This window comes from Pacificoceanicola algae, from assembly GCF_049341065.1.
Lineage (GTDB): Bacteria > Pseudomonadota > Alphaproteobacteria > Rhodobacterales > Rhodobacteraceae > Pacificoceanicola.
On sequence record NZ_JBMPIX010000079.1, the window covers coordinates 1 to 516 of the forward strand.

A 516-nucleotide genomic window follows, 5' to 3' on the forward strand; every position below is an offset into this window, starting at 1 on the left:
CGCCGTATACATGGCCGCACCCGACCAAACGCCAGAACCAACCGATCAACCCTTGACCCGCGGGAGCCATCCATACATGGTCCGAAGACAATGGCGAGCGCCAGGTACAACCAGCCCTCACCTGTCCAAACGTAACTGATGTCACCAGCCCATTTCTGGTTCGGATGGTCAGCCACAAAGTCGCGATCAAGCAGGTTTGGCGCAATGTTGAACTTGTGGTCGCTATCAGTTGTGACCTTGTGTTTGCGTGTCCTGACCACTGATATGCCATTCTGACGCATCAAACGCCCGACACAGCGATGACCGATATCCAATCGGATCTCTTTCAGCTCTTCGGTCATCCGTGGCCTGCCATAGCTGCCCAAGCCGAGACGAGATTGTTGTTCGATATGCGCCAGAGTGACCAAGTCAGACCGCTGTCGGCGGCTGGCTGGACGGGTGCTCGAGTTCCCTCTGGGGAATATCACAGTCTACCAGCATTCAGGTTTCGACCGCAGCGCCGTCCGCGCTGCTTGC

1 pseudogene is annotated in these 516 nt (G+C 56.8%); it reads right to left on the reverse strand.

The features are described from left to right. Positions 1-89: 89 nt before the first annotated feature. A pseudogene (locus ACOYQJ_RS26265) lies at positions 90-440 on the reverse strand (IS3 family transposase); the annotation flags it as partial. Between the last annotated feature and the right edge of the window lie 76 nt (positions 441-516).